The following is a 22,225-nucleotide window of genomic DNA, read 5'->3' as shown; positions in this document are numbered from 1 at the left end:
AAGCAACCTTTAACACCGTCCTGAGAGGCGGAGAAGGGAGCGGAGGAATGAGCACGCGCACTGTGCTTCAGGATGCCGATATCACGCGGGCACTGACCCGCATCGCCCATGAGATCCTCGAGTCGAACCGTGGTCCTGACGGACTCGTGCTCCTCGGGATCCCCACCCGCGGCGTCACCCTCGCCCAACGCCTGGCGACACTGATCAGCAGCATCGCCGAGGTGCCGGTGGCCGTCGGATCGCTCGATGTGACGCTGTTCCGAGACGATCTCGCGCAGCATCCGACCCGCTCGCCGCAGCCGACCGACATCCCGGCGGGTGGCATCGACGGCAAGACGGTCGTCCTCGTCGACGACGTCCTGTTCTCCGGACGCAGCATCCGTGCCGCCCTCGATGCGATCCAGTCGATCGGTCGCCCGGCCGTCGTGCGGCTCGCGATCCTCGTCGACCGAGGGCACCGAGAACTGCCGATCCGTCCCGACTTCGTCGGCAAGAACATCCCGTCGTCGCGTCAGGAACGCGTGAACGTGCGCCTCGTCGAGAACGACGGCGTCGAGGGGGTGACGATCGAGGGATGAGACACCTTCTCGATACGCGCACCCTCGATCGCGAGACCGCGCTTCGCATCCTCGATGTCGCCGAGGACATGGCCGACACTCAGTCTCGCGAGATCAAGAAGCTCCCGACGCTGCGCGGCAAGACCGTCGTCAATCTCTTCTTCGAGGACTCTACGCGCACCCGGATCTCGTTCGAGGCCGCAGCCAAGCGCCTCTCGGCCGACGTCATCAACTTCGCCGCGAAGGGCTCGAGCGTCTCCAAGGGCGAGAGCCTCAAGGACACGGCTCAGACCCTCGAGGCGATCGGTGCGGATGCCGTCGTCGTGCGGCATCCGTCCTCCGGCGCCCCGCAGACCCTCGCCACCAGCGGATGGATCTCGGCCGGCGTCGTCAACGCGGGCGACGGCACGCACGAGCACCCCACGCAGGCGCTGCTCGACGCGTTCACGATCCGCAAGCGGCGCTTCGGTGCCGACAGCCGCGGACGAGATCTCGCCGGGGTGCGCGTCGTGATCGTCGGCGACGTGCTGCACTCCCGGGTCGCGCGATCGAACGTGTGGCTGCTCAGCACGCTGGGTGCCGAGGTGACCCTGGTCTCGCCGCCGACCCTGGTTCCGCAGAACGTCTCGCTCTGGCCCGCTCGAGTCGAGTACGACCTGGATCGCGCTCTGGCGGAGGACCCGGACGCCGTCATGATGCTGCGCATCCAGCTCGAGCGCATGAACGCCGCGTATTTCCCGACTGAGCGGGAGTATTCGAGGCGATGGGGTCTCGACGCACGGCGCGTGCAGGGGCTTCCGACCGGTAGCATTGTCATGCACCCCGGACCCATGAACCGCGGCTTGGAGATCTCCTCCGAAGCGGCCGATTCCGAGCGCTCCACCGTGCTCGAGCAGGTCGCGAACGGGGTGTCCATCCGGATGGCGGTGCTGTACCTGCTGCTGGCAGGAGAACGAGACGACGAACGAGGGGGAGACCTGTGAGCGAGACCCTCGTCATCACCGGCGCGCAGCTTCTCGGTGCCGAAAGCACCGACATCATCGTGGAGAACGGGGTGATCAGCGAGCTCGGCACCGGTCTGCACCGCTCCGGCGCCCGCGTGATCGACGCGGCCGGCCTCATCGCCCTTCCCGGCCTGGTCGACCTCCACACGCATCTGCGCGAGCCCGGTTACGAAGCATTCGAGACCGTGCTCACCGGGACGAAGGCCGCGGCCGCCGGCGGGTTCACCGCGGTGTTCGCGATGCCGAACACGTCTCCCGTCTCCGACACCGCAGGCGTCGTCGAGCAAGTGCTCGCGCTCGGCGAGGCCGCCGGCTACGCCACGGTGCAGCCGATCGGCGCCGTCACCGTCGGCCAGAAGGGCGAGCGGCTCGCCGAGCTCGGCGCCATGGCGACCTCCCGCGCGCAGGTCCGCGTCTTCAGCGACGACGGTTTCTGCGTCTTCGACCCGCTGATCATGCGCCGTGCGCTGGAGTACGTGAAGTCCTTCGACGGTGTGATCGCCCAGCACGCGCAGGACCCCCGCCTCACGGAGGGCGCCCAGATGAACGAGGGCACGGTCTCGGCGGAGCTCGGTCTCGCGGGTTGGCCGGCCGTCGCCGAGGAATCGATCATCGCCCGCGACGTGCTGCTCGCCGAGCACGTCGGGTCGCGTCTGCACGTCTGCCATCTGTCCACCGCCGGCTCGGTGGACCTCATCCGCTGGGCCAAGAAGCGCGGCATCCAGGTCACCGCCGAGGTCACCCCGCATCACCTGCTCCTCACCGAGGAGCTGGTGCGCGGCTACGACGCCCGGTACAAGGTCAACCCGCCGCTGCGTCGTCAGGAGGACGTCGAGGCGGTCCGTGAGGGACTCGCCGACGGCACCATCGACATCGTCGGCACCGACCACGCCCCGCACCCGAGCGAGCACAAGGCGTGCGAGTGGCAGGCCGCGGCCAACGGCATGGTGGGACTCGAGAGCGCCCTGCGTGTCGTCCACCAGACGATGGTGCAGACCGGCCTGATCGGCTGGGCCGACGTCGCCCGCGTCATGAGCTCCGAGCCCGCCCGCATCGGTCGACTCGCGGGTCACGGCACGCAGCTGGCCGTCGGGCAGCCCGCGCACATCGCCCTGTACGACGCCTCGGTCGACGGGGTGTTCACCGAGGCCGATCTGCACGGCCGCAGTGGGAACTCGCCGTACCTGGGGCGTCCGCTGCCCGGCCGCGTGGAGTACACCGTGCACGGCGGCGTCCTCACCGTCGTCGAAGGTGCCGTGGTCGAGGAGCTCGGCGCGTGAGCCGCGAAGTCGCGATCGCCCTGTGGATCGTCTTCGCACTCGTCATCCTCGCCCTCATGACGATCGCGTGGCGACGACGACTCCGACGAGACTCGGCGCTCTCAGCGCCGCTCGGGGTGCCGGAGCACGCCGAGGTCGTGGATCGCCATGAGGTGCTCTACGTCTCGACCACCCGTCACGACGAGCCGCTGGAGCGCCTGACCATCTCGCCGCTGGCGTACCGCGCACGGGGAGAGGCGGCGGTCACCGACCGCGGTCTCGCGCTCTGCCTCGACGGAGCGCCCACCGTGTTCCTCGCCTCGAGCCGCCTCGTCGGCGTCGATCGAGCCACCGTCACGATCGATCGGGTCGTCGAACCCGGCGGACTCGTCCGAGTGGCGTGGAACGCGGACGACGACACGATCGTCGACTCCTACCTGCGCGTCGCCGACGGCGACCCGAAGACCTTCATCTCAGAACTGCAGCGGCTCGTCCCCGCCGCCCCCGACACAGGAGCCACCTCATGACCTCCCTGCCCGAACCAGCCGTCCTCGTCCTCGAAGACGGCACCCGCCACGTCGGGCGCGCCTACGGCGCCCTCGGCACGACGCTCGGCGAGGTCGTCTTCGCCACCGGTATGTCCGGCTACCAGGAGACGCTCACCGACCCGTCCTACGCCGGTCAGATCGTGCTGCAGACCGCGCCGCACATCGGCAACACCGGAATGAACGACGAAGACCCCGAGTCGCGTCGCATCTGGGTCGCCGGTTACATCGTGCGCGACCCCTCGCGCGTCGTATCGAACTGGCGCGCCAACGCCTCGCTCGACGAGATCCTCATCCAAGACGGGATCGTCGGGATCAGCGGGATCGACACCCGCGCGATCACCCGCCACATCCGCTCCGCCGGTTCCATGCGCGGCGGCATCTTCTCGGGCGAGGCCGCGGGGCTGGACGCCGAGGAGCATCTGCGCATCGTCCGCGAGGCGCCGGAGATGGCTGGCCAGAACCTCTCATCGCAGGTCTCGGTCGAGGTCGCCACGGTCACGACCGCGCTGGGGGAGAAGATCGGCAACCTCGCCGTGCTCGACCTCGGTGTCAAGCAGGCGACGATCGACAACCTCGCCGCCCGCGGCTTCGAGGTGCACGTGCTCCCGCAGTCGTCGACCTTCGCCGACATCACGGCGATCGATCCGGTCGCGGTGTTCTACTCCAACGGCCCCGGCGACCCCTCGGCCTCCGACGCGCAGGTCGCGGTGCTCCGCGAGGTGCTCGATGCGAAGCTGCCGTACTTCGGCATCTGCTTCGGCAACCAGCTCTTCGGACGCGCGCTCGGCCTCGGCACCTACAAGCTCACCTTCGGCCACCGCGGCATCAACCAGCCGGTGCTCGACAAGGCGACGGGCAAGGTCGAGATCACGGCCCACAACCACGGCTTCGCGGTCGAGGCGCCCCTCGAGGGCTCCTTCGACAGCCCGGAGGGCTACGGCAAGGTCGAGGTCAGCCACGTCGGTCTGAACGACAACGTGGTCGAAGGGCTCCGCGCCCTCGACATCCCCGCCTTCTCGGTGCAGTACCACCCCGAGGCCGCCGCCGGCCCCCACGACGCCAACTACCTCTTCGACCGGTTCCGTGACCTGGTCCTCGCCTCCCAGAAGGACGCAAAGTAATGCCCAAGCGCGACGACATCAACTCCGTCCTCGTCATCGGATCCGGCCCGATCGTCATCGGCCAGGCCTGCGAATTCGACTACTCCGGTACCCAGGCGTGCCGCGTGCTCCGCGAGGAGGGCGTCCGCGTCATCCTCGTGAACTCCAACCCGGCCACGATCATGACCGACCCCGACTTCGCCGACGCGACCTACATCGAGCCGATCACCCCCGAGGTCATCGAGACGATCATCGCCAAGGAGAAGCCCGACGCGATCCTGCCGACGCTCGGCGGTCAGACGGCTCTCAACGCTGCCATGGCCCTCGACGAGCGCGGCATCCTCGCGAAGTACGGCGTCGAGTTGATCGGCGCCAAGGTCGACGCGATCAAGAAGGGCGAGGACCGTCAGATCTTCAAGGAGCTCGTGATCGAGGCGGGCGCCGACGTCGCCAAGAGCGTGATCGCCCACTCGATGGACGACCTGCTCGCCGGCGCCGAGAAGCTCGGCTACCCGCTCGTGGTCCGCCCCAGCTTCACCATGGGAGGTCTCGGCTCGGGCTTCGCCTACAACGAGGAGGACCTCCGCCGTATCGGCGGCGCCGGCCTGCACGACTCTCCGACGAACGAGGTCCTGCTCGAGGAGTCGATCCTCGGCTGGAAGGAGTACGAGCTCGAGCTCATGCGCGACACCGCCGACAACACGGTCGTCGTCTGCTCGATCGAGAACGTCGATCCTGTGGGCGTGCACACCGGTGACTCGATCACCGTCGCTCCTGCCCTGACCCTCACGGACCGCGAGTACCAGCGTCTGCGTGACATCGGCATCGACATCATCCGCGCCGTCGGCGTGGACACCGGTGGCTGCAACATCCAGTTCGCGGTGAACCCCGAGAACGGCCGCATCATCGTCATCGAGATGAACCCTCGCGTCTCGCGGTCGTCTGCTCTCGCATCGAAGGCCACGGGCTTCCCGATCGCGAAGCTGGCCGCGAAGCTCGCCCTCGGCTACCGCCTCGACGAGATCCCGAACGACATCACAGGCGTCACCCCGGCGAGCTTCGAGCCCACGCTCGACTACGTCGTCGTCAAGGTTCCCCGCTTCGCGTTTGAGAAGTTCCCGGCCGCCGACGCGACACTCACCACGACCATGAAGTCCGTCGGCGAGGCGATGGCGATCGGCCGCAACTACGCCACGGCCCTGCAGAAGGCACTGCGCTCGCTCGAGAAGCGCGGCTCCAGCTTCCACTGGGGAATCGAGGAGCGCTCTCTCGAGGAGCTCCTCGAGATCTCGAAGACCCCGACCGACGGGCGCATCGTCACCCTGCAGCAGGCGCTGCGCAAGGGTGCGACGGTCGAGCAGGCATTCGACGCCACGGCGATCGACCCGTGGTTCCTCGACCAGATCGTGCTGATCAACGAAGTCGCCGAGATCGTGCGTTCGGCCGCCGAGCTGGATGCCGCCACCCTGCGCTATGCCAAGGAGCACGGTTTCTCCGACGCGCAGATCGCGGAGATCCGCGGCGAGTCCGAGGCGGAGATCCGCGGCGTGCGCCACGGTCTCGGCATCCGCCCCGTGTACAAGACGGTCGACACCTGCGCCGGCGAGTTCCCCGCCCTCACCCCGTACCACTACTCGAGCTACGACTTCGAGACCGAGGTCGCCCCGTCCGAGCGCACCAAGGTCGTGATCATCGGGTCCGGTCCGAACCGCATCGGACAGGGCGTCGAGTTCGACTACTCGTGCGTGCACGCGTCGTTCGCCCTGTCGGATGCCGGCTACGAGACGGTGATGGTCAATTGCAACCCCGAGACCGTGTCGACCGACTACGACACCTCGGACCGTCTGTACTTCGAGCCGCTCACGCTCGAGGACGTGCTCGAGGTGCTCGACGCCGAGGCGGCGAGCGGCACCATCCTCGGAGTCGTCTGCCAGCTCGGCGGCCAGACCCCGCTGGGGCTCGCGAAGGGCATCGAGGCCGCGGGCTACACGGTTCTCGGCACCAGTCCTGCGGCGATCGACATCGCGGAGGAGCGCGAGCTGTTCTCGCAGCTGCTCGACACTGCGGGTCTCCTGGCCCCGCGTCACGGCACCGCGATCGACGCCGATGGCGCTGTCGCGATCGCCGAGGAGATCGGCTATCCGGTGCTCGTCCGTCCCAGCTTCGTGCTCGGCGGTCGTGGCATGGAGATCGTCTACAGCTCGGACGCGCTGCGCGACTACTTCGTGCGCACCGCGGGCGAGGTCGTGATCGAGGAGGGCAAGCCGCTTCTCGTCGATCGGTTCCTCGACGACGCCATCGAGCTCGACGTGGACGCGCTCTACGACGGCACCGAGCTCTACATCGGCGGCGTCATGGAGCACCTCGAGGAGGCCGGTATCCATTCCGGAGACTCGAGCTGCACGCTTCCGCCCGTTTCGCTCGGTCGCACCGACATCGATCGCGTCCGCGAGGCGACCCTGGCGATCGCCGAGGGCGTCGGAGTGCGCGGTCTGCTGAACGTGCAGTTTGCGATCAGCGCCGGCGTGCTCTATGTCATCGAGGCCAACCCCCGCGCGAGCCGCACGGTGCCCTTCGTGTCCAAGGCGCTCGGCATCCCGCTCGCGAAGGCGGCCAGCCGCATCATGGCCGGCTCCACCATCGCCGAGCTCAAGGGCGAGGGACTGCTGCCCGAGAGCGACGGCTCCCGAGTTCCGCTCGACGCCCCCGTCGCTGTCAAGGAGGCCGTGCTGCCGTTCAAGCGCTTCCGCACCGCCGACGGCAAGACCGTCGACTCGGTCCTCGGCCCGGAGATGCGCTCCACCGGCGAGGTCATGGGCATCGACCGCGACTTCCCGACCGCGTTCGCCAAGAGCCAGGCCGCAGCCTACGGAGGCATGCCGACCTCGGGCACCGTGTTCATCTCGGTGGCCGACTCCGACAAGCGTGCGGTGATCCTGCCCGCGCACCGTCTGCAGCAGCAGGGCTTCACGATCGTCGCGACCGAGGGCACCGCCGAGATCCTCTCGCGCAACGGCATCTCGGTCACGGTCGTCGAGAAGTACAGCGACACGCAGGAGTCCGGCGAGCGCAACATCGTCGACCTCATCAACGACGGAGAGATCGACATCGTCGTGAACACTCCGTCCGGAGGCGCTGCCCGCGCCGACGGCTACGAGATCCGCGCCGCAGCGGTGGCCGCCGACAAGGCGCTGTTCACGACCATGGCCGTGCTCGGTGCCGCGGTGAGCGGAATGGATGCGGCTCACGAGGGCTTCAAGGTCCGAAGCCTGCAGGAGTACGCCCTCGACCGGACGGCGTCGGTGTGACCGGAGGCTTCGGCGAGCGGGTCCGCGCGGTCCTCGACGCGCGCGGCCCCCTCTGCGTCGGCATCGACCCCCATGAGGCGCTGCTCGCCTCCTGGGGGTTGGCCGCCGACGCTGCGGGAGTTCGGGAGTTCGGTCTGCGGACCGTGGAGGCCGCGGCCGAGCGGGTCGGCATCGTGAAGCCGCAGGTGTCGTTCTTCGAGCGGTACGGATCGGCCGGCTTCGCCGCCCTGGAGGACGTTCTCGGTGCGGCGAGGGATGCCGGACTGATCGTGATCGGCGACGCGAAACGCGGCGACATCGGATCGACCATGGATGCCTACGCCGCTGCCTGGCTCACGCCTGGCTCGCCGCTGGAGGTCGACGCACTGACGGTGAACCCGTTCCTCGGGGTGGGAGCGCTCGACGGCGCCTTCGGGCTGGCCGCCGCACACGACAAGGGTCTCTTCGTCCTCGCCTCGACCAGCAATCCAGAGGCGACCGGCCTGCAGCGCTCGACGTCCGCGGGCGGGAGCACGGTGTCCGCGGAAGTGGTGGCCGAGGTGTCTGCTCGCAATGCGGAGACCGTGGCGGCAGGGGAGTGGGGCGGCTTCGGTTTCGTGATCGGTGCGACAGTGGAGTGGACGGATGCCGGGCTCTCGGCGTTCTCGCCGGTCGCCCCCATCCTCGCGCCCGGTTTCGGAGCGCAGGGGGCGTCACCCTCCGATCTCACCAGTCGCTTCGCGGGCATGAGCCCCGCCGTGATCGCGAGTGAGAGCCGCAGCATCCTCTCGGCGGGCCCCGACGGTCTCGCCGCCGCCATCGACGCCCGCGTCGCAGAATACTCGGAGGCGCTCCTTGGCTGAGTCCCGCACCGTTCCCGAGGTCGATCGCGCGGCCGCCGCGCGCCGGGCCGTCGAGCGCCGACGCGCCAGGGCGGCCGTCAAGCGCGATCTGACGACTCGTGTCGTCACCCCGCAGAGAGTTCTCGACCGCGCGCTCGGTGACGCGGATTCGGTCGAAGGGTCCATGCGGGTCACCGACTTCCTCGTGTCGCTGCCCGCGATCGGCGCAGGCAAGCGCGACAGGATCCTCACCGAGCTGCAGATCTCGCCGGTGAAGCGTCTGGGGGGACTGGGCGTGCGTCAGCGCGACGTCCTCCGGGAGTGGCTCGACCGCCGGTTCCCGCCGCTGGAGCCTCGGGGTGGACGGAGCCGCCTGCTGGTGCTCGCCGGCCCCACGGCTGTGGGCAAGGGGACTGTGGCGGCGCACATCCGTGAGCACAACCCCGAGATCCACCTCTCGGTCTCGGCGACGACCCGTGCCCCGCGGCCCGGTGAGATCGACGGAGTGCACTACTACTTCGTCGACGACGCCGAGTTCGACCGGCTCATCGCCGATGGTGAGCTTCTGGAGTACGCCGTCGTGCACAACCGGTCGCGTTACGGCACGCCGCGAGCGCCGATCGACGCCGCACTCGCCGATGGACGCACCGTGCTCCTCGAGATCGATCTGCAGGGCGCCCGCCAGGTGCGCGAGGCGGAGCCGGCCGCGACGCTGATCTTCCTCCTTCCTCCGAGCTGGGACGAACTGGTGCATCGGCTGGTCGGAAGAGGCACCGAGGACGAGGAGGAGCGCGCCCGCAGACTGCGCACCGCCAAGGTCGAACTCGCCGCGCAGAACGAGTTCGACCACCTCATCGTGAACGAGGACGTCGCCACCGCGGCCGCCGAGGTCGTAGACTTGTCTTCTGCGTCTGCGCGCTGATCCGTCGTATCGAGCCTTCGAGGCTGGACCCGTCCGGCGTCGTACCCACGCAGCACACCGACTTCGCGACGACTCCCGTCGCCTGATCAGGAGGTCCATCATGGCCGGACATCACAACAAGGGCATCATCGATCCCCCCATCGACAACCTGCTCGACCGTGTCGACTCCAAGTACGAACTCGTCATCTACGCGGCCAAGCGCGCGCGCCAGATCAACGACTACTACTCCGACCTGCACGAGGGCAACCTGTTCGACAACGTCGGGCCGCTCGTCGACTCGTCGGTCGAGGACAAGCCCCTCACCATCGCTCTGCACGAGATCAACGAGGACAAGCTCCGCCTTCGTCACGCAGAGTGATAAAACCCGCCGCGCCGCCGCTTTGTCGGCGGCGCGGTTCAGAATGGGGTGACACCCGCACAACTTCCGACCCCGTTCTGGAGCATCGATGAGCGCCCTCCGTCTGTTCACGTCCGAGTCCGTCACCGAAGGGCACCCGGACAAGATCTGCGACCAGATCTCCGACAGCATCCTCGACGGTCTGCTCGCCGAGGACCGCGGCTCCCGCGTCGCTGTCGAGACGCTCGTCACCACCGGGCTCGTGCACGTGGCCGGCGAGATCCGCACCGAGGCCTACGTCGACATCCCCACGATCGTCCGCGAGGTCGTCAACGGCATCGGCTACACATCGAGTGACACCGGTTTCGACGGGTCCTCGTGCGGTGTGAGCGTATCGGTGGGCGAGCAGTCCAGTGACATCGCCGCCGGAGTGGACAACGCCCAGGAGCATCGCGACGGCACGTCGACCGATCGCCTCGACGGTCTGGGCGCCGGCGATCAGGGCATCATGTTCGGCTTCGCGACGAACGAGACCCCCCAGCTCATGCCGATGGCCGCCTGGACGGCGCATCGCATCGCGGAGCGCCTCTCCGAGGTGCGTCGCTCCGGTCTGCTGCCGTTCCTGCGCCCCGACGGCAAGACCCAGGTGACGCTGGGATACGACGGATTCACGCCGAAGACGGTCGACGCGATCGTGCTCTCGACGCAGCACAATCCCGACGTCTCTCAGGCGGACCTGCAGGCGCAGGTGCACGAGCACGTGATCGATCCGGTGCTGCAGACGACCGGCCTCGACCTCGACGACGTCACCTTCTACATCAACCCCGCAGGCCCGTTCGTCACCGGCGGCCCCAAGGGCGACGCCGGTCTGACCGGCCGGAAGATCATCATCGACACCTACGGCGGGGCCGCCCGCCACGGCGGCGGCGCGTTCAGCGGCAAGGACCCGTCCAAGGTCGACCGTTCGGGCGCATACGCCACGCGCTGGGTCGCGAAGAACGCCGTGGCGGCAGGCCTCGCCGACCGTCTCGAGGTGCAGGTGGCCTACGCGATCGGCGTCGCCCGTCCGGTGGGCCTCTACGTCGAGACGTTCGGCACGGGCAAGGTCTCGGACGAGACGATCATCGAGGCGATCACGAGCGTGTTCGATCTGCGTCCCCAGGCGATCATCGAGGAGCTCGACCTCCTGCGCCCGATCTACGCGCAGACCGCCGCGTACGGTCACTTCGGACGCGAACTCCCCGACTTCACCTGGGAGCGCACCGACCGCGTCGACGACCTCCGTCGCGTCGCCGGGCTCTGAGCCGGAGTCGCCTCTGATGTCGTCGCAGAGCCGCCGCATCGCGCGCGTGCTCCTGGACTCGCCGTTGCCGCAATTGGACAGGCTGTTCGACTATGCGATTCCGGATGCTCTGGGCGAGGTGCCGCTCGGCGTGCGCGTGCGGGTGCCGCTGCGCACGGCCGGACGCGTGATCGACGGCTACGTCGTGGAGCTCGACGACGAGGACGACGCGGATCGACCTCTCTCCGAGGTCGAGAGCGTCGTCTCGACGGTTCCGGTGCTGCCGGACCGGCTGCACCGGCTGGCGCGACGCGTCGCCGATCGCGCAGCGGGTTCGGAGTCCGACGTGCTGCGCCTGGTGATCCCGAAGCGGCAGGTGCGGGTCGAGAAGGCATGGACGGCGGACTCCGAACCCGTGCGCCCTGGGGTCGCCGAGCGTACGCGCGCGACGGAGGTCGTGGCCGCGTACGACGGTCTGGCCGAGGTGCTGACCTCTGGCGGGCGGGCGGCCGTCGAAGCGATCCCGCAGCCGCACGGCGACGTGCTCGGCTGGGCCGCGCTGATGGCGTCCACGGCGACCGCCATGCTCGAGGAGGGCAGATCGAGCATCCTCATCGTTCCCGACCATCGCGATCTCGACCGCCTGCGCGCGGCACTGGATGAACTCGTCCCCGCCGAGGCGGTCGCCAGGTACGACTCCCGGCAGACGAACCCCGACCGCTATCGGGCGTTCCTGCGATCGCTCGAGGACGCCCCGTGCATCGTGATCGGCAACCGATCCGCCGCATACGCGCCGGTCGTGGCGGGGCTCGTCGCGATCTGGGACGACGGAGATCCGCTGCTAGGCGAGCCGCTCGCGCCTTACGTGCACGCGCGGGACGTCGCGCTCGTCCGCCAGGAGCAGGAGGGATCCGCGCTCCTGTTCGTCGGCCACTCCCGCACCACCGACGTCGAGCGCCTCGTGTCGCACGGATGGCTGAGCGATGTCAGAGCCACCAGGCGCGTGCTGCCGAGGGTGTCGTTGAGCACCCCGCAGGAGCTCGAGCAGCCCGCCCCGCAGCGTCTGCCCTCGTCCGCATTCCTGTCCGCCCGTGCTGCGGCCGCCGAGGGACCGGTGCTCGTCCAGGTCTCACGGCCCGGTTTCGCGCCGACCCTCGTCTGCGCGGAGTGCCGAGCGCCCGCGCGATGCGCACACTGCGGCGGCCCCCTCGGGGCGGCCCATCGGGGCGCGGTGCCGGTCTGCGCGTGGTGCGGACGGGGAGCGCGGGCATGGTCCTGCCCGGCCTGCTCCTCGACGAAGCTGCGTCTCGCGTCCTCGGGCAGTGAACGCACAGCCGACGAGCTCGGTCGTGCGTTCCCCGGCATCCGGGTGATCGTCGCCGACAGCGCCCATCCCATCGAACGCGTCGCCGACAAGCCGTCACTCGTCGTCGCAACCCGGGGCGCCGAGCCGGTCGCCGATGGCGGCTACCGCGCCGTCGTCCTGCTCGACGGACCACGGATGCTCCAGGCGCCGGACCTGCGCATCGGCGAGTCGTGCCTGCGGTGGTGGTCGAACGCGGCCGCCCTCGCCGCGCCGGGAGCACCCGTGCACCTGGTCGGCGTGGACGGAGGTGTGGCCAGGGCTCTCGCCACCTGGAACCAGTCCGGGTACGCGCGAGCCGAGCTCGCCGAACGCGCTCCTCTGCACATGCCGCCGGCGGCCCGCGTCGCTCTCGTGGAGGGCACCAAGGCGGCGCTCGATCGCGCGCTCGGCTCCCTGTCCGAGCTCGCCCTTCCGCCCGACGCGGTGCTCGGGCCGGTCCCGATCGATTCCGATGACCTCCCGCCCCGGCTGCGCGCCCTCGTCCGTTTCGACTACAGCGCAGGAGCGAGGGTCGCGACCGCGCTGCGCGCGGCTCTCGTCGCCGAGGCCGTGGGCAATCGTCGTGGCAGAGGCCGCACGGTCCGCAACCCCCTCTCGATCAAGCTCGATATCCTCGATCCAGAGCTTTGACCCTTCCGGAGTACTTTTCATGCGCCTCGTCTTCGCCGGCACACCGTCGGCTGCCGTCCCCACGCTTCGTCGCCTCGCGGCCGAGCACGACATCCTCGCCGTGGTCACCCGGCCCGACGCGCCTCTGGGGCGCAGGCGGGTGCTGACGGCGTCGCCCGTCGCACAGACGGCCGACGAACTCGGGATTCCGCTGATCAAGGCCGCCCGACTCGATGACGAGGCGACCGCGGCGATCGCGGCGCTCCGCCCCGAGCTCGGAGTGATCGTGGCCTACGGCGGCCTGGTCCGCGAGCCGCTCCTCTCGACGCCCGACGCCGGCTGGATCAACCTGCACTTCTCGCTGCTCCCCGCGTGGCGAGGCGCGGCGCCCGTGCAGCGCGCGCTGATCGCGGGCGACGAGGTATTGGGCGCCAGCGTCTTCCAGCTCGTACCTGCGCTGGATGCCGGTGACGTGTTCGCGACCCTCGAGGTGGATGTGCCGGCCGACGCGACCGCAGACGTGGCGCTGAACATCCTCGCGGAGCGGGGAGCCGCTCTCACCGCCGAGGTGGTGTCCGCCATCGCCGTGGGCACGGCACGCGCGCTGCCGCAGGTGGGCGATGCGACCCTCGCGGCGAAGCTCACCATCGACGACGGGCTGCTCGACTGGAACCTCCCGTCTCAGGCGGTGTTCTCGCGGTTCCGTGGTGTCACGCCGGAGCCGGGAGCCCACACGACCGTCGACGGGGTTCGGGTGAAGATCCTCGAGGCGTCTCCCACGGACGACTCGACGCTCGCCCCGGGGGAGATCGTCGCGACGAAGCACGTGCTCCTCATCGGCACCGCCGATGCCGCACTCGCCGTGGCACGCGTGCAGCCGGCCGGCAAGGGGGCCATGAACGCGGTCGACTGGTGGCGTGGGCAGCGCTCCACCGAGGGCCTGCGAGCGGGATCATGAGCGCCGATCGTCGCGACCCGAATCCTCCTTCTCGGCCGGGGCGCGATCGCCGCCCCGGTGGATCTGGTCGCTCCGGTGGCCCGACTCGCGCCGGTGGGCCGATGCGCACCGTGCAGCCGGCCCGTCGCGTCGCCTTCGACGTACTGCGCGCGGTGACCGAGTCCGACGCGTATGCGAACCTCATGCTGCCGTCCGCGATCACCGAGGCGAACCTGTCGGTGCAGGACGCCGCGCTCGCGACCGAGCTGACGTACGGCACGCTGCGCCGTCGTGGGACCTACGACGCGATCATCGCCGCAGCAGCGGATCGTCCAGTGGCCGAGATCGATCCGGCGGTTCTCGACGCCCTTCGACTGGCCTCCCACCAGCTCCTCGCCACTCGGGTCGCCACGCACGCCGCGGTCAATGAGTCCGTCAACCTCGTCGCATCCACGCAGAGCAGGGGAGCGGCGAACTTCGCGAACGCCGTGCTGCGCCGCATCGCCGGTGCGACCGCCGAGGAGTGGCAGACACGGATCGACGCGGCGGCCAGATCCGACGACGAGCGTCTCGCCCTGCGCACCGCCCATCCGGTCTGGGTGATCCGCGCGCTGCGGCGCGCCCTCGCCGCCGAGGGGCGGGCAGAGGAACTCGAGGCTCTGCTCGATGCCGACAACGCGTCGCCCGAGGTCACCCTGGTCGCGCTTCCCGGACTCGCCGAGCAGGGTGAGCCCCGGCGTCCCTACGCCCCGACGGCGTTCGGATCGCCCGGCGGAGATCCGCTCCGCATCGTCGCCGGATCCGGTGGACGGGTCAGGGTGCAGGACGAGGGCTCGCAGCTCGTCGCCCTGGCGCTGGCGGGCGCCGCACCGATCGCCGAGGGGGAGCGCTGGCTCGACCTCTGCGCGGGGCCCGGCGGCAAGACCGCCCTGCTCGCCGCCATCGCGCATCAGCGCGGCGTGATCCTCGAGGCCAATGAGGTCGTCCCCGCCCGTGCCGGTCTCGTCCGCAACGCCCTGCGTCCGGTCCCGGGCGAGGTCGTCGTGCACGAGGACGACGGACGTGAACTGGCGCGTCGCCGATCCGGGGAGTTCGACAGGATCCTCGTCGACGCCCCCTGCACGGGGCTCGGGGCTCTGCGGCGTCGACCCGAAGCCCGGTGGCGCAAGTCGCCTGCAGATGTCGCCGAGCTCGTGCCGCTGCAGACCGAGTTGCTCTCAGCGGCGGTCGACGCCCTCGCCCCCGGAGGCATCGTCGCCTATGTGACCTGCTCGCCGCACCTCGCGGAGACGGTCGGCGTTGTGCAGGACGTGCTTCGCGGTCGAGACGACCTCGTCGAACTGGACACGCGCTCCGCACTGGCGGGCGTCGCGGTCTCGCCGATCGACCTCGCGGGCGACGATGCCTCGCACGTGCAGCTGTGGCCCCATCGTCACGGCACCGACGCCATGTTCCTCGCGCTGCTCCAACGCACCGCATCCGATCAGAAGGAGAAGTGACCCGCATGCACCTGCCCGGTTCCCCCCGCATCAACCCGAGCATCCTCGCCGCGGACTTCGTCAACATGCAGCGCGACCTCGCGAAGATCGCCACGGCCGACTTCGCGCATGTCGACGTCATGGACAACCACTTCGTCCCCAACCTCACGTTCGGCCCGCAGATGGTCGAACGCATCCAGGCGACGAGTCCGGTGCCGCTGGACGTGCACCTGATGATCTCCGACCCGGACCGCTGGGCCCCCGGCTATGCCGAGCTGGGAGCCGCGAGCGTCACCTTCCATCTCGAGGCCGCGACGGAGCCTGTGGCTCTGGCCCGGAGGCTGCGCGGCATCGGTGCGCGTGCAGGTATCGCGATCAAGCCGGGCACGGCGGGGGAGAGCCTGTACGACGTGCTCGACGAGTTCGACCAGATCCTCGTGATGACGGTCGAGCCCGGGTTCGGCGGACAGGGCTTCATGCCCGAGACCATGCCGAAGCTGCGCGCCCTCTCCGAAGAGGCGAAGCGTCGCGGCTCGAACGTCTGGTTCCAGGTCGACGGGGGCATCTCCGACGCGACCATCGAGATCGCCGCGGCGGCCGGAGCCGACACCTTCGTCGCCGGATCCGCCGTGTACGGGGCCGACGACGTCGAGGCGGCCGTCACCCGGCTCAGGGACCTCGCCAGAGCCGCTAGCCTTGATTCGTGAAGACTTTCGACGAACTGTTCGCTGAGCTCAGCCACAAGGCGGAGACCCGGCCCGAGGGATCGGGTACGGTCGCAGAGCTCGACGGGGGCGTCCACGCGATCGGGAAGAAGATCGTCGAGGAGGCCGCCGAGGTCTGGATGGCGTCCGAGTACGAGTCCGATGAGGCCGCCGCCGAGGAGATCTCGCAGCTCCTCTACCACCTGCAGGTGATGATGATCGCCAAGGGTCTCTCGCTGCAGGACGTGTATCGACATCTGTGATGCGCCTCGCCCATCCCGATTCGATCTGAAAGCCAGACATGCTGCGCATTGCCGTTCCCAACAAGGGCTCTCTCTCCGAGACCGCCGCCGAGATGCTCGCGGAGGCCGGATACGCCGGTCGCCGCGACCCCAAGACCCTGCACGTGATCGACGCCGAGAACGACGTCGAGTTCTTCTTCCTCCGTCCCCGTGACATCGCGACGTACGTCGCATCCGGCGCTCTCGACGTCGGGATCACCGGTCGCGACCTGCTGCTCGACGTGCAGCAGCCCGCTCGCGAGATCGAGCAGCTCGGCTTCGGCGGGTCGACGTTCCGCTTCGCCGGCCCTCCCGGCCGCTTCTCCTCGCTCGAGGATCTGCAGGGAGTGCGCGTCGCCTCGGCGTATCCCGGGCTCGTCGGCGCCTACCTCCGCGAGCACGGCGTCTCCGCCGAGCTCGTGCAGCTGGACGGCGCGGTCGAGTCGGCCGTGCGCCTCGGCGTGGCGGATGCCGTCGCCGATGTCGTGTCGACCGGAACCACGCTCCGCCAGGCGGGGCTCGAGATCTTCGGTCCGGTGATCCTCGAGTCCGAGGCCGTGCTCATCAGCCGCCCCGGCGACGCCGAGGGTACGGAGACGTTGCTGCGTCGTCTGCGCGGCGTCATGGTCGCGCACCGCTTCGTGCTGATCGACTACGACCTGCCGGCCGAACTCGTCGACCAGGCCACCGCCATCGCACCCGGCCGTGAGTCCCCGACGATCTCGCCACTGCGCGATGAAGCCTGGGTCGCCGTCCGCGTCATGATCCCGCGGCGGGGGATGAACCAGGTCATGGACGACCTCTACGCGCTCGGTGCACGGGCGATCCTCGTCACGGCGATCCACGCCGCGAGGCTCTGATGTCGCTCGCGAGTCGTGTCATCCCGTGTCTCGACGTGGCCGACGGCCGTGTCGTCAAGGGCGTGAACTTCGAGAACCTCCGCGACATGGGCGATCCCGTCGAGCTGGCGCGTCACTACGCCGCGCAGGGTGCGGATGAGATCACGTTCCTCGACGTCACCGCGACCGTCGACGCACGGGCGACGACCTACGACGTGGTGCAGCGCACCGCGGAGCAGGTCTTCGTGCCGCTGACCGTCGGCGGGGGAGTCCGCAGCGTCGACGACGTCGCTCGTCTGCTCTCGGTCGGAGCCGACAAGGTCGGCGTGAACTCGGCCGCCATCGCGCGGCCGGATCTGATCGGCGAGATCGCCGACCGCTTCGGCGCGCAGGTGCTCGTGCTCTCGCTCGACATCAAGCGTGCCTCCGGAACGGCATCCGGCTTCGTCGTCACCACCCACGGCGGCCGTACGCAGACCGAACTCGATGCGATCGAATGGGCACGCGAGGCCGCGGAGCGCGGTGCCGGCGAGCTGCTCGTCAACTCCATCGACGCCGACGGAACGCGCGACGGCTTCGACCTCGAACTCGTCGCCCTGATGCGGGAGGCGGCATCCGTCCCCGTCATCGCCTCCGGCGGCGCCGGGGCGGTCGAGCACTTCGCTCCGGCCATCAAGGCGGGCGCGGATGCCGTGCTCGCCGCCAGCGTGTTCCACACCGGCGCGATGACCGTCGGCGACGTCAAGGACGCGCTTCGCGCGGAAGGAGTGACGGTCAGGTGAGCGACATCGAATCCCGGATCGCACAGGTGGCCTTCAACGCCGATGGGCTCGCCCCGGTGATCGTGCAGCAGTGGGACACGAACGAGGTCCTCATGATGGCGTGGGTCAACGATGAGGCGTTGCGACGCACGCTCACCACCGGCCGCGCGGTCTACTGGTCGCGATCCCGCCAGGAGTACTGGCGCAAGGGCGACACCTCCGGACACATCCAGGTCGTGCACGAGGCTCGGCTGGACTGCGACGGGGACGCGATCCTGCTGCGCGTCGACCAGACCGGGCCGGCCTGCCACACCGGCACTCGGACGTGCTTCGACACGACCGATCTCGAAGCCGTGGTGGGGAGCGCCTCCGAATGAGCCTGGCTCGCAGAGGCCGGTCGATCGGCGTCTCCGGTCTCCTCCTGGGAGGCGCGATCGGCATCATCTCGTCCACGCAGACCTGGCTCACGGTGCAGCGCGCCGATGCCGGCGCCGAGATCCTCGTTCCCGGAGCATCCGCGCTGCCGCTGCTCGCGCCGCTCAGCCTGGCGGTTCTCGCGCTCGGTGCCGCCCTGTCGATCACCGGCAGGACGTTACGACTCGTGTTCGGCGTGCTCGCCGCCGCGACCGCCGTGCTCCTCGGCTGGAGCACGCTGCAACTGCTCGTCGGCCCATCGGTCTCCGCGGTCGGAGCGACCGTCACCGAGACGACGGGCCTCGCGGGCGACGAAGGTCTCGCCGACGTGATCGCCGGCATCGTCCCCACCCCCTGGCCATGGATCGCCCTGGTCGGCTGGGTGATCCTGCTCGCGGCATCCGTGGTCGTCCTGATCACGTGGCGCGGCTGGAAGACCGGCGGTCGTCGATACCAGACGGATGCCGCCGCTCGCGCTGTCGCGACGGGCCCCGTCGATGCGATCGATTCCTGGGACGAGCTGTCCCGCGGAACCGATCCGACGCGTTGACCCCGATAGACTGAACCAGATCCCGCTACGCCGTCCCTCCGGAGGAGAACATGACCAACCCGATCGCCGACCCCGGACACGGACACTCTCCCGCAGCCTGGACCGCCGTGATCATCATGCTCCTCGGCTTCACGGTGGGCACCCTCTTCTTCTGCCTCGAGCAGCCTGTGGGTGTCTGGGTCGGTGTCGCGATCATCCCCGTCGGCGCTCTCGTCGGCTGGGCTCTCGCGAAGGCCGGATACGGCGTGAAGGGCCCCAAGTACCAGCCGAAGGGGCACTAGTGGTCCTCGCCGACCTGACGGCCGGCGCTGTCGCAGACGCCGAGCGTCGCGCCCTCACCCGGCCCCTGGCCGAGGTCGAACGTGATGCCGTCGCGCGCCCGGCAGCGAAGGACGCACTCAGCTTCCTGTCGCCCGCCGACCGTGTCAAGATCATCGCCGAGGTGAAGCGGGCCAGCCCATCGCGCGGCGCACTCGCCGAGATCCCGGATCCCGCCCACCAGGCCTCGCTGTACGAGACCGGCGGCGCGTCGGCGATCAGCGTGCTGACCGAGGAGCGCCGGTTCGGCGGCAGTCTCGCGGACCTCGAGGCCGTCACAGCCAGGGTCGCCCTCCCGGTGCTCCGCAAGGACTTCATCGCCACGCGGTATCAGGTCCTCGAGGCGCGTGCCGCGGGCGCCGACCTCGTGCTGCTCATCGTCGCGGGCCTCGACCGCGATGTCCTCGAAGACCTCTTCGGGTTCATCGGCGACCTCGGGATGACCCCGCTCGTCGAGACCCACTCCGCCGAGGAGCTCGAGGTCGCCATCGACCTGGGTTCTCCGCTGATCGGGGTCAACGCTCGTGACCTGAAGACGCTCGAACTCGACCGCGATCTCTTCGGCCGCCTCGTCGAGCGCATCCCGGACTCCGCGGTGAAGATCGCCGAGTCCGCGGTGCTCACCCCTGCCGACGTCGCGCACTACCGCTCCGCGGGTGCGGATGTCGTCCTGATCGGGGAAGCGCTCGTCACGGGCGACCCGATCGCCACGCTCAAGAGCTTCCTGGAGGTCTGAATGGGTCTGCGCGACCAGCACGGTCCGCTGTTCGGCGACTACGGCGGGCGCTACATGCCCGAATCGCTCATCGCCGCGATCGACGAACTCACCGAGGCGTACGCGGCGGCCATCGCCGACCCGGAGTTCCGTGCCGAGCTCTCGCATCTGCTGAGCTCGTACGCGGGGCGTCCCTCTCCGCTCACCGAGGTCCAACGGTTCGCCGAGCACGCGGGCGGAGCGCGGGTGTTCCTCAAGCGCGAGGACCTCAACCACACGGGTTCGCACAAGATCAACAACGTGCTCGGACAGGCGCTGCTCACCAAGCGCCTGGGCAAGACCCGTGTGATCGCGGAGACCGGAGCAGGACAGCACGGTGTCGCGACGGCGACCGCAGCGGCGCTGTTCGGCCTCGACTGCACGATCTACATGGGCGAGGTCGACACCGAGCGCCAGGCGCTCAACGTCGCACGCATGCGCCTGCTCGGCGCCGAGGTCGTCCCTGTGACCTCTGGCTCGCGCACGCTGAAGGACGCGATCAACGACGCCTACCGCGACTGGGTGGCCTCGGTCGAGACCACCAACTACATCTTCGGCACCGCGGCGGGCCCGCATCCGTTCCCGGCGATGGTCCGCGACTTCCAGAAGATCATCGGCGAAGAGGCGCGTCAGCAACTGCTCGACGAGGTCGGTCGCCTTCCGGATGCCGTGATCGCCTGCGTCGGCGGAGGTTCCAACGCGATCGGCATGTTCGACGCCTTCCTCGACGATGAGGGCGTGAAGCTCTACGGCGTCGAGGCTGCCGGCGACGGCGTCGACACCGACAAGCACGCCGCGTCGATCGAACGCGGACGACCCGGCATCCTGCACGGCGCGAAGACGTACGTCCTCCAGGACGAGGACGGTCAGACGATCGAGTCGCACTCGATCTCGGCCGGTCTCGACTACCCGGGCGTCGGCCCTGAGCACTCCTGGCTCGCAGATATCGGCCGCGCGGAGTACATCCCGGCGACCGATGACGAGGCCATGCAGGCTCTGCGTCTGCTCAGTCGCACCGAAGGGATCATCCCCGCCGTGGAGTCGGCTCATGCCCTGGCCGGCGCGCTCCGGCTCGGGCGCGAGCTCGGTCCAGACGCGGTCCTCGCGGTATGTCTGTCGGGACGCGGCGACAAGGACATGGACACCGCAGCCCGGTACTTCGACCTCTACGACGCGCAGGCACTCGCGCACGACGCCGACGCCGAGACCCCGGCCGAGGACGCCGCCACGAAGGGGGAGCCGCAGTCATGAGCGACGTCATCACGAGCCCCGTCGAAAAAGCCATCCGCCGCGCCGAGGCCGCAGGGCGCAGCGCGTTCGTGGGGTATCTGCCCGTCGGCTACCCCGACCTCGAGACGAGCATCCAGGCGGCGATCACCCTCGCCGAGAACGGTGTCGACATCATCGAGCTCGGTCCGCCGTACAGCGATCCCGTCATGGACGGCGCCGTCATCCAGGAGGCGACGACGGCCGCTCTCGCGGGCGGCTTCAAGATGAAGGACCTCTTCACCGCGGTGAAGGCCATCACCGACGCCACCGACGTGCCGGTCCTCGTCATGACCTACTGGAACCCCGTCTTCCAGTACGGGGTCGACCGTTACGCCGATGACCTCCTCGCCGCGGGCGGGGCGGGCCTGATCACCCCCGACATCACTCCCGATGTCGCGCAGGAGTGGATCGCCGCGAGTGAGCGCACGGGTCTCGACCGCGTGTTCCTCGCCGCCCCCACATCGACCGAGGAGCGCCTCGAGCTCGTGGTGAAGTCCTCCACCGGCTTCGTCTACACCGTCTCGACCATGGGCATCACGGGCGAGCGCGCCGAGCTCGACCGTGCGGCGCGCACGCTCGTGGCGCGCCTGCGTGAGCACGGGGCCGTGCGCGCGTGCGTCGGCATCGGCATCTCCACCGCCGAGCAGATCGCCGGGGTGTCGGAGTACGCCGACGGCGCGATCGTCGGCACCGCACTCGTCCGTGCCCTCCGCGACGGGGGCATCCCCGCTCTCGCAGACGTCACCCGCACCCTGGCCGCCGGCACCGCGTCGGCGTGCCCCGTCTCTCAGAACTAGGATCGCTCTC

23 protein-coding genes are annotated in these 22,225 nt (G+C 69.5%); all 23 read left to right on the top strand.

Annotated elements, in window-relative coordinates:
* Positions 1 to 47 precede the first annotated feature (47 nt).
* On the top strand, positions 48 to 578 hold the full coding sequence (gene pyrR / locus ACI3KS_RS07500) for a bifunctional pyr operon transcriptional regulator/uracil phosphoribosyltransferase PyrR (protein ID WP_404916797.1): 531 nt from the start codon (positions 48 to 50) through the stop codon (positions 576 to 578).
* Positions 575 to 1,540 (top strand): aspartate carbamoyltransferase catalytic subunit, encoded by a 966-nt coding sequence (locus ACI3KS_RS07495; RefSeq protein ID WP_404916795.1) that lies wholly within the window; start codon positions 575 to 577, stop codon positions 1,538 to 1,540. Before pyrR ends, ACI3KS_RS07495 begins: the two co-directional genes overlap by 4 nt.
* On the top strand, positions 1,537 to 2,841 hold the full coding sequence (locus ACI3KS_RS07490; RefSeq protein ID WP_404916793.1) for a dihydroorotase: 1,305 nt from the start codon (positions 1,537 to 1,539) through the stop codon (positions 2,839 to 2,841). Before ACI3KS_RS07495 ends, ACI3KS_RS07490 begins: the two co-directional genes overlap by 4 nt.
* The gene (locus ACI3KS_RS07485; RefSeq protein ID WP_404916791.1) at positions 2,838 to 3,347 is read left to right on the top strand and encodes a hypothetical protein; all 510 of its coding nucleotides are present in this window, start codon (positions 2,838 to 2,840) and stop codon (positions 3,345 to 3,347) included. The genes ACI3KS_RS07490 and ACI3KS_RS07485 overlap by 4 nt, the downstream gene beginning before the upstream one ends.
* The gene (gene carA / locus ACI3KS_RS07480) at positions 3,344 to 4,489 is read left to right on the top strand and encodes a glutamine-hydrolyzing carbamoyl-phosphate synthase small subunit (protein ID WP_404916789.1); all 1,146 of its coding nucleotides are present in this window, start codon (positions 3,344 to 3,346) and stop codon (positions 4,487 to 4,489) included. The genes ACI3KS_RS07485 and carA overlap by 4 nt, the downstream gene beginning before the upstream one ends.
* Entirely contained in the window at positions 4,489 to 7,776 is a 3,288-nt protein-coding gene (carB, locus tag ACI3KS_RS07475; RefSeq protein ID WP_404916787.1) for a carbamoyl-phosphate synthase large subunit, read from the top strand. Before carA ends, carB begins: the two co-directional genes overlap by 1 nt.
* Positions 7,773 to 8,618 (top strand): orotidine-5'-phosphate decarboxylase, encoded by an 846-nt coding sequence (gene pyrF / locus ACI3KS_RS07470; RefSeq protein WP_404916785.1) that lies wholly within the window; start codon positions 7,773 to 7,775, stop codon positions 8,616 to 8,618. The genes carB and pyrF overlap by 4 nt, the downstream gene beginning before the upstream one ends.
* The gene (gene gmk / locus ACI3KS_RS07465; RefSeq protein WP_404916783.1) at positions 8,611 to 9,519 is read left to right on the top strand and encodes a guanylate kinase; all 909 of its coding nucleotides are present in this window, start codon (positions 8,611 to 8,613) and stop codon (positions 9,517 to 9,519) included. Before pyrF ends, gmk begins: the two co-directional genes overlap by 8 nt.
* Before the next feature lie 100 nt (positions 9,520 to 9,619).
* The gene (rpoZ, locus tag ACI3KS_RS07460; RefSeq protein ID WP_045258544.1) at positions 9,620 to 9,877 is read left to right on the top strand and encodes a DNA-directed RNA polymerase subunit omega; all 258 of its coding nucleotides are present in this window, start codon (positions 9,620 to 9,622) and stop codon (positions 9,875 to 9,877) included.
* An 88-nt stretch (positions 9,878 to 9,965) separates the two neighbouring features.
* Positions 9,966 to 11,159, top strand: coding sequence for a methionine adenosyltransferase (metK, locus tag ACI3KS_RS07455; RefSeq protein ID WP_404916781.1), 1,194 nt, complete (start codon positions 9,966 to 9,968; stop codon positions 11,157 to 11,159).
* 16 nt (positions 11,160 to 11,175) lie between these two features.
* Entirely contained in the window at positions 11,176 to 13,134 is a 1,959-nt protein-coding gene (locus tag ACI3KS_RS07450) for a primosomal protein N' (RefSeq protein WP_404916779.1), read from the top strand.
* A gap of 19 nt (positions 13,135 to 13,153) precedes the next feature.
* Positions 13,154 to 14,071, top strand: a complete 918-nt coding sequence (fmt, locus tag ACI3KS_RS07445) for a methionyl-tRNA formyltransferase (protein WP_404916777.1) — start codon at positions 13,154 to 13,156, stop codon at positions 14,069 to 14,071.
* A 101-nt stretch (positions 14,072 to 14,172) separates the two neighbouring features.
* Positions 14,173 to 15,549, top strand: coding sequence for an RsmB/NOP family class I SAM-dependent RNA methyltransferase (locus ACI3KS_RS07440; protein ID WP_404916775.1), 1,377 nt, complete (start codon positions 14,173 to 14,175; stop codon positions 15,547 to 15,549).
* A gap of 5 nt (positions 15,550 to 15,554) precedes the next feature.
* Positions 15,555 to 16,235 (top strand): ribulose-phosphate 3-epimerase, encoded by a 681-nt coding sequence (gene rpe / locus ACI3KS_RS07435; RefSeq protein WP_404916847.1) that lies wholly within the window; start codon positions 15,555 to 15,557, stop codon positions 16,233 to 16,235.
* Entirely contained in the window at positions 16,232 to 16,495 is a 264-nt protein-coding gene (locus ACI3KS_RS07430) for a phosphoribosyl-ATP diphosphatase (protein ID WP_404916773.1), read from the top strand. Before rpe ends, ACI3KS_RS07430 begins: the two co-directional genes overlap by 4 nt.
* Before the next feature lie 38 nt (positions 16,496 to 16,533).
* On the top strand, positions 16,534 to 17,373 hold the full coding sequence (gene hisG / locus ACI3KS_RS07425; protein WP_404916771.1) for an ATP phosphoribosyltransferase: 840 nt from the start codon (positions 16,534 to 16,536) through the stop codon (positions 17,371 to 17,373).
* Positions 17,373 to 18,134, top strand: a complete 762-nt coding sequence (gene hisF / locus ACI3KS_RS07420; RefSeq protein WP_404916769.1) for an imidazole glycerol phosphate synthase subunit HisF — start codon at positions 17,373 to 17,375, stop codon at positions 18,132 to 18,134. The genes hisG and hisF overlap by 1 nt, the downstream gene beginning before the upstream one ends.
* Positions 18,131 to 18,490: a phosphoribosyl-AMP cyclohydrolase gene (gene hisI, locus ACI3KS_RS07415; protein WP_404916767.1), complete on the top strand. Its 360-nt coding sequence runs from the start codon at positions 18,131 to 18,133 to the stop codon at positions 18,488 to 18,490. The genes hisF and hisI overlap by 4 nt, the downstream gene beginning before the upstream one ends.
* Positions 18,487 to 19,077: a Trp biosynthesis-associated membrane protein gene (locus tag ACI3KS_RS07410; RefSeq protein WP_404916765.1), complete on the top strand. Its 591-nt coding sequence runs from the start codon at positions 18,487 to 18,489 to the stop codon at positions 19,075 to 19,077. The genes hisI and ACI3KS_RS07410 overlap by 4 nt, the downstream gene beginning before the upstream one ends.
* Before the next feature lie 50 nt (positions 19,078 to 19,127).
* Positions 19,128 to 19,358 (top strand): HGxxPAAW family protein, encoded by a 231-nt coding sequence (locus tag ACI3KS_RS07405; RefSeq protein ID WP_404916763.1) that lies wholly within the window; start codon positions 19,128 to 19,130, stop codon positions 19,356 to 19,358.
* Positions 19,358 to 20,131, top strand: coding sequence for an indole-3-glycerol phosphate synthase TrpC (gene trpC, locus ACI3KS_RS07400; protein WP_404916761.1), 774 nt, complete (start codon positions 19,358 to 19,360; stop codon positions 20,129 to 20,131). Before ACI3KS_RS07405 ends, trpC begins: the two co-directional genes overlap by 1 nt.
* Positions 20,132 to 21,400, top strand: coding sequence for a tryptophan synthase subunit beta (gene trpB, locus ACI3KS_RS07395; RefSeq protein WP_404916759.1), 1,269 nt, complete (start codon positions 20,132 to 20,134; stop codon positions 21,398 to 21,400).
* The gene (trpA, locus tag ACI3KS_RS07390) at positions 21,397 to 22,215 is read left to right on the top strand and encodes a tryptophan synthase subunit alpha (protein ID WP_404916758.1); all 819 of its coding nucleotides are present in this window, start codon (positions 21,397 to 21,399) and stop codon (positions 22,213 to 22,215) included. The genes trpB and trpA overlap by 4 nt, the downstream gene beginning before the upstream one ends.
* The last annotated feature ends 10 nt before the right edge of the window (positions 22,216 to 22,225 follow it).

This window comes from Microbacterium sp. ZW T5_45 (genome assembly GCF_044987415.1).
Taxonomy (GTDB): Bacteria; Actinomycetota; Actinomycetes; order Actinomycetales; family Microbacteriaceae; genus Microbacterium.
The sequence above is the reverse complement of the archived record's forward strand: the minus strand, read 5'-3'. Positions and strand labels throughout refer to the sequence as shown.